Raw genomic sequence first — 5488 nt, 5'->3', positions numbered from 1 at the left:
CGGAGGCGCACCGCTGGTGTGGGACTAGGTCGCCGGGGCGCCGGGCTTCCCCCCGGGCTCGCCCGCACCGACGGGGAGCGGCGAGCCGGGCGCCGCGGCCCGCTCGCGGGTGCGCCAGCTCCTGCTGGCGCACCGGGAGCTGCACCGCTCGCGCGCGCGGCGGGTGGCGCTGGCCGTGCCCCGCGGCGCGGACCGCCACCCGGGCTCCGGCTGGGCCGCCGAGCCGCTGCTGGGCGGGGCGCTGGACCTGGGGCCCGGCGTGGTCGTGGCCCACGACGGGGTCGAGCGCACCCTGCCGGTGCCGGCGGCCTCGGCGCGCGCCACCGGGGCGGCGCCGGCGCTCACCGCGCAGCAGCGCGAGCATCTGGAGGCGATGGGAGCGCTGGCCGTGCAGCGGCTGCAGCGCGACGCGGGGGCCCGCGGCGACGGGGTCCTGCGGCCCGTGGGGGGCTGCGACGTGCCGACGCTGCTGGCGGCGGCGAGCCTGCGCGAGCACCTGGTGGCCGGGTCCGTGATGCGCGCGGTCGCGGTGCCCGACCGCACCCGCGGCTGGTTCGACCTGGCTCGCGTCGACCCGGCGTTCGTGGTGGCCGCGTGGGCGGTGACCGACCCGGCCGACCGGGGCCTGCGCCGCCCGGTGCTGGTCACCCGGGAGGAGGTCGCGCCGGCCCCCACCGCACCGGACCTGCGGGGCACCGGTGGTGCGGGGGGCTCCGGGGACTGGGGCTCCGGGGACGTGGCGCGGGCGGTGCTGCGCCTGTAGCCCGGCCCGCACGGACGTCGGGCCGGGGTCAGGCAGTGGTGCCGGGGGCGGTGGAGGCGTGCGCGTCGGCGCCGGCGCCGCGCGCCACCGACTCCACGATGGTGCGGGCCACGGCCTGCGGGGCCAGCCCCGCTTCGTCGAGGATCGCCTCGCGCGAGCCGTGGTCGAGGAAGCGCTGCGGCAGGGCGAAGGTGAGCACCGGGGTGCTCACCGCCCGGGTGCGCAGCTCCTGGGCGAGCGCCCACCCCAGGCCCCCGACCTCGCCGCCGTCCTCCAGGACCGCGACGTGCTGGTGGGTGGCCGCGAGCTCCACCAGCGCCTCGGGCACGGGCACGACCCAGCGCGGGTCCACGACGCTCGTGCCCACGCCGTGGGCGCGCAGGCGCGCCGCCACGTCGAGGGCGCGCGGCACGAGGGAACCGACCGCGACGATCAGCACGTCGTCGCCGGTCGCCCACTGCGGGCCCTGGAGGACGTCGACGGTGCCGGTGCGGGCGATCGCCGGCAGGTCGGCGGGCACCTTGCCCTTGCTGAAGCGCAGCACGGTGGGGGCGTCCTCGACGGCGACGGCCTCGCGCAGCTCCTCGCGCAGGGTGGTGGCGTCGCGGGGTGCGGCCAGGCGCAGCCCCGGCACCAGGCGGCAGATGCTCATGTCCCACATGCCGTGGTGGCTGGCGCCGTCGGGGCCTGTGACGCCGGCGCGGTCCAGCACGAACGTGACCCCGGCGCGGTGCAGGGCGACGTCGAGCAGGACCTGGTCGAAGGCGCGGTTGAGGAACGTGGCGTAGACGGCGACGACGGGGTGCAGCCCGCCGGCGGCCATGCCGGCGGCGGAGGTCACGGCGTGCTGCTCGGCGATGCCGACGTCGAAGACCCGCTCGGGGTGGGCTCGGGCGAAGGGCTCCAGCCCGACCGGCAGGCGCATCGCGGCGGTGATGCCCACGACGTCCTCGCGGACCGCGGCGAGGGCGACCATCTCGTCGGCGAAGACGCTGGTCCAAGAGGAGCCGGAGCTGGCCTGGGCCTCGCCCGTCTCGGGGTCGATGACGCCGACGGCGTGGAAGTGGTCGGCGCTGTCGTCGAGGGCGGGCTTGTAGCCGCGACCCTTCTGGGTGATGGCGTGCACGATGACGGGCCCGCCGTAGGAGCGGGCGCGGCGCAGGGCGTGCTCGACGGCGTCCACGTCGTGGCCGTCGACGGGGCCGACGTACTTCAGGCCCAGGTCCTCGAACAGCCCCTGGGGGGCGACGATGTCCTTGATGCCCTTCTTCATGCCGTGCAGGGTCTCGTAGGCCAGCCGGCCGGGGGCCCCGCCGCGACGCAGGGACTGCTTGCCCCAGTCCAGGAGCTTCTCGTACTCGCGGGTGGTGCGCAGGGTCGCCAGGTGCGAGGCCATGCCGCCGATGGTGGGGGCGTAGGAGCGCTCGTTGTCGTTGACGACGACGATGACGGGGCGGTCGGCGGCGGCGATGTTGTTCAGCGCTTCCCAGGCCATGCCGCCGGTGAGGGCGCCGTCGCCGATGACGGCGACGACCCGGCGGTCGGGCTCGCCGCGCAGTTCGAACGCCTTGGCCAGGCCGTCGGCCCAGGACAGGGACGTGGAGGCGTGGGAGTTCTCCACCACGTCGTGCTCGCTCTCGGCCCGGGAGGGGTAGCCGGACAGCCCGCCCGCCTCGCGCAGGTGCGTGAAGTCCTGCCGGCCGGTCAGCAGCTTGTGCACGTAGCTCTGGTGGCCGGTGTCCAGCACGATGCGGTCGCGCGGGGAGTCGAACACGCGGTGCAGGGCGATGGTGAGCTCCACCACACCGAGGTTGGGGCCCAGGTGACCGCCGGTGCGGCTGACCGCGGCGACGAGGAAGTCGCGCACCTCGGCGGCGAGCTGCGGCAGCTGCTCCGGGGACAGGTGCTTGAGGTCCCCAGGCTCCTTGATGTTCTCGAGCAGCCCCATGCGGGGTGGCCTCCTGTACGCGTGCGGTGCTGTGGGTGGTGCGGTCCGGCGGTCGTCGTCCGGGCGAGTGTAGGAGCCGCGCCGGACGTCAGCGCGGCCAACCGCACCCGCTCGGCGCACCGGCACAGGACCCGCACAAGGCCCGGGGCCGCTGTCGCGGGGCGTCACAGCCGGGGGACGAACCCCTCGCCGCGCAGGGCGCTCTGCAGCAGGTCCACCGCGCGGGCCAGGCGGCGCAGCCGCAGCTCCTCGTGCTCGAGCACCTCCAGGGCACGGGGGACGACCTCGGGGGGGAGGTGGGCCGACAGCTCGCGACGGGCGCCGGCGGTCGCGCGGCGCACCGCCTCCCGCCCGGCGGCGACGTGGTGGCCGACGAGCCAGGCCAGCAGCACCGGGTGGTTCCGCAGCGGCGGGTGGCCCCGGTACTCCGGCGGTGCCTGGTCCAGCAGCCACGCCACGGCCGCGCTGCGCCACTCCCCCGCACCGGCGGGCGGCACCTCCTGCGGCCAGCCCGGCGGGCCGTGCCGGCGTGCGCGCGGTTCCACTGGCACCTCCTCGATCGAACACTTGTTCCCCTGAGTCGGGCAGCAGCGTACGGCTGCGAGCTGGGGGTCTGCGTCGTGGACGGTGTCGTCGACGCATCACCCGGATCGCGGCACGTGCGCACGCACCGCAGTGCGCTCCAGGGATGACCGCACGTTGCCGTCGCCTACAGCTGTTCCAGGTCGGCATCGACGGACGAGGTGAGGCGGCGGTTGTGCACCACTGCGCCCAGCACGTCGGGCGCCCAGATCACCAGCAGCGACAGCGGGCCGCTGCACCCGCCGGCGACACGCCCCATGCCCCACCACACGCCCGCGGCAGTGAACGCCACCGCGGCCAGGGACAACGCCCACCAGGTCTTGGTGGTCACCACTGTCCCGGTGGGCGTCGCCGAATGATCATCCGCTCCTCGACAGGCGCGCGATGTCCGCGCCGTGACCGAACGCGTGGTCCTGCCGCTACCAGCACCTGCGGCAGGTCGCGAAGCACGTGCCGCGCGCGGTGAGTGCGGCGGTGACCGCCTGGCTGCCAGGCTGAGGTCGTCGATCACCCAGCGTCGAGAGGTGCGAGCGTGCCGGTAGGAGCTGTCCTCTCGGCCGTGTGGGGCTTGGTGGTGCTCGCGGTGCTGCTGGTGGTCGTGACCAGGGCTGTCCACTCCGGCGAGCTGGAGCGCAACGGCCTGATGGGGGTGCGCACCAGGGCGACCATGCACTGCGATGAGTGCTGGCGAGTCGGGCACCGAGCCGCGGAGCCGGGTCTGCGCCGTGCCGGGTGGGTCGCGGCGGTGGCTGCGGTGGTGTGTGCAGGGCTGGCCGTGGTCAGCGCGGGACGCTCGTGGGGTGAGGCGGTGACCTTGACGGCCTTCGGCGTCAGCTACGCCGGGGTGGTGGCAGTGCTGCTGCACGCCACGGTCGTGGCTGGTCGAGCCGCGCGTGCGGTGCATCCGCGCTGTTGACGGCTTGCTCTTCGAGAGCGACCGCACGGCCCCGAACAGCCATGATCGCACCCGGAGTGCGCCATGACCGCGCGCATCACACCTTCGCCGAAACCCTGTCGTCGAGCAGCGCTTGCGCGGTATGCAGGTACGGCTGTGCGTGCTCCTCGGCGCTGAAGGACAAGGCGTACAGCCCGGTGGAGACTCGCTCCAGGTAACCCCACTCCCACACCACCACCGGATCCGTTGCGGTCTGCTCGGCCAGCAGGCGGCAGTAGCCGGCCAGCACCTCGATCGGAGTCGTGGTGGCCAACAGTTGGGGGCACCAGTCCCGCACCGCCACCCCCAGGTCGTACGTGGGGTCGCCGCAGAAGCCGTCGGGGTCGAGCAGGACGAAGCCGTCCTCGGCGCCGGGGCGGGGAGTGAGGACGCGGGCGGCGTTGACCGGGGCGGGGTCGCCGTGCACCACGACGCAGGCACCGGCTTCCACCTGCGCGGGGAAGGCGGCCGAACGCCGGGCGGCGCAGACCAGGGCGTACTCGAGCACCCGCTCGGAGCACGGCTGGTCCAGGCGCTGCCACAGGTCGGTGATGAGCTGACTGAGGCCGGCGGCCGAAGCGACGCGCCAGGCGCGGCGCAGGCAGCGACCCAGGACAGCCAACTGCGCTGCCGGGGCCAGGCCAGCTTGGTGCAGCGACGTTCCCAGCGCTTCGAGCAGCGCGGCCTCGTGCTGGGTGTCGCAGGCGAGCAGACGGACGTATACGCGCCCGGCGGCGAGGGTCAGGGTGCGGGACTGTTGGGCGAAGCCGGTGCCGGGGGCGGCGACCCTCACCACGACCGGGCGTCCGTCGGCGGTGCGGGCGCGGGCCACGTAGGAGGCGGTGCCGCCGGGCAGGGGGTCGGTGATGCTGATCGACCAGGTCCGTTCGAGGGTGGTCAGGATTTCGGGCAGGTCGGCGGCCCAGATCTGCCCGCCGGGGACAGTGGCGGCTTTGGCTGCGGCGATGGCCGGAACGTCGACGTGTCGGTGGCTCATGCGAGCAGGTCGACGGTCGCGGAACGGTGGAGCGATGACGGGACCGGCTCCGTGTAGCTGAGGAACACCGTCGGCAGCTACCGACTTCCGATCAGGCCCGAGAGGTACCCGCTTTGTCCGGGTACTAGGGCGCGGCTGCGCGGCCGGCGGGATGAGCGGGAGCAAGCCGACGCGAACGGCTCGCCTGTGAGGTAAGACGGGGATCGTGCCGAGTGAAGCGTCGATGGGTTGGCTGCTGATCAAACGCCCGGCCGGTCACTACCG

6 protein-coding genes are annotated in these 5488 nt (G+C 74.7%); 2 read left to right on the top strand and 4 right to left on the bottom strand.

Annotation, left to right across the window (positions count from 1 at the left end; genetic code table 11):
* Positions 1 to 109: 109 nt before the first annotated feature.
* On the top strand, positions 110 to 763 hold the full coding sequence (locus ACRYR8_RS20915) for a hypothetical protein (RefSeq protein ID WP_432486139.1): 654 nt from the start codon (positions 110 to 112) through the stop codon (positions 761 to 763).
* 28 nt (positions 764 to 791) lie between these two features.
* Here the strand turns inward: ACRYR8_RS20915 and dxs are convergent, their stop codons facing one another.
* From dxs to ACRYR8_RS20900, 3 genes are all read right to left on the bottom strand, one after another.
* Complete coding sequence (gene dxs / locus ACRYR8_RS20910) at positions 792 to 2711, bottom strand: 1-deoxy-D-xylulose-5-phosphate synthase (RefSeq protein WP_432486206.1); 1920 nt, start codon at positions 2709 to 2711, stop codon at positions 792 to 794.
* Positions 2712 to 2875: 164 nt separating this feature from the next.
* Positions 2876 to 3256, bottom strand: a complete 381-nt coding sequence (locus ACRYR8_RS20905) for a hypothetical protein (RefSeq protein WP_432486141.1) — start codon at positions 3254 to 3256, stop codon at positions 2876 to 2878.
* 164 nt (positions 3257 to 3420) lie between these two features.
* Positions 3421 to 3624, bottom strand: coding sequence for a hypothetical protein (locus ACRYR8_RS20900; RefSeq protein WP_432486142.1), 204 nt, complete (start codon positions 3622 to 3624; stop codon positions 3421 to 3423).
* A gap of 252 nt (positions 3625 to 3876) precedes the next feature.
* Here ACRYR8_RS20900 and ACRYR8_RS20895 point away from each other — a divergent pair, with 252 nt between their 5' ends.
* On the top strand, positions 3877 to 4209 hold the full coding sequence (locus ACRYR8_RS20895) for an SdpI family protein (RefSeq protein WP_432486143.1): 333 nt from the start codon (positions 3877 to 3879) through the stop codon (positions 4207 to 4209).
* 76 nt (positions 4210 to 4285) lie between these two features.
* Here the strand turns inward: ACRYR8_RS20895 and ACRYR8_RS20890 are convergent, their stop codons facing one another.
* The gene (locus ACRYR8_RS20890; protein WP_432486144.1) at positions 4286 to 5224 is read right to left on the bottom strand and encodes an aminoglycoside phosphotransferase; all 939 of its coding nucleotides are present in this window, start codon (positions 5222 to 5224) and stop codon (positions 4286 to 4288) included.
* Positions 5225 to 5488 lie beyond the last annotated feature (264 nt).

It is taken from the genome of Kineococcus esterisolvens (assembly GCF_050871405.1).
Taxonomy (GTDB): Bacteria; Actinomycetota; Actinomycetes; order Actinomycetales; family Kineococcaceae; genus Kineococcus.
The sequence above is the reverse complement of the archived record's forward strand: the minus strand, read 5'-3'. Positions and strand labels throughout refer to the sequence as shown.